At 55.0% G+C, this 413-nt stretch carries 1 pseudogene; it reads left to right on the top strand.

Annotated features, from left to right (window positions below):
• Positions 1-77 precede the first annotated feature (77 nt).
• Positions 78-413 (top strand): annotated as a pseudogene (locus HKX41_10540) (phage terminase large subunit family protein).

Raw genomic sequence — 413 nt, 5'->3', positions numbered from 1 at the left:
GTTGGGTAACGCCAGGGTTTTCCCAGTCACGACGTTGTAAAACGACGGCCAGTGCCAAGCTTGCATGCCTGCAGGTCGTTTACCTTACCGAAATCGGTACGGATACCGCGAAAGAGCAGATTTATAACCGCTTCACACTGACGCCGGAAGGGGATGAACCGCTTCCCGGTGCCGTTCACTTCCCGAATAACCCGGATATTTTTGATCTGACCGAAGCGCAGCAGCTGACTGCTGAAGAGCAGGTCGAAAAATGGGTGGATGGCAGGAAAAAAATACTGTGGGACAGCAAAAAGCGACGCAATGAGGCACTCGACTGCTTCGTTTATGCGCTGGCGGCGCTGCGCATCAGTATTTCCCGCTGGCAGCTGGATCTCAGTGCGCTGCTGGACTCTAGAGGATCGCTGCCAGCGAGC

It is taken from the genome of Salifodinibacter halophilus (genome assembly GCA_012999515.1).
GTDB lineage: Bacteria > Pseudomonadota > Gammaproteobacteria > Nevskiales > Salinisphaeraceae > Salifodinibacter > Salifodinibacter halophilus.
This window is presented reverse-complemented; position numbering and strand designations above follow the sequence as displayed.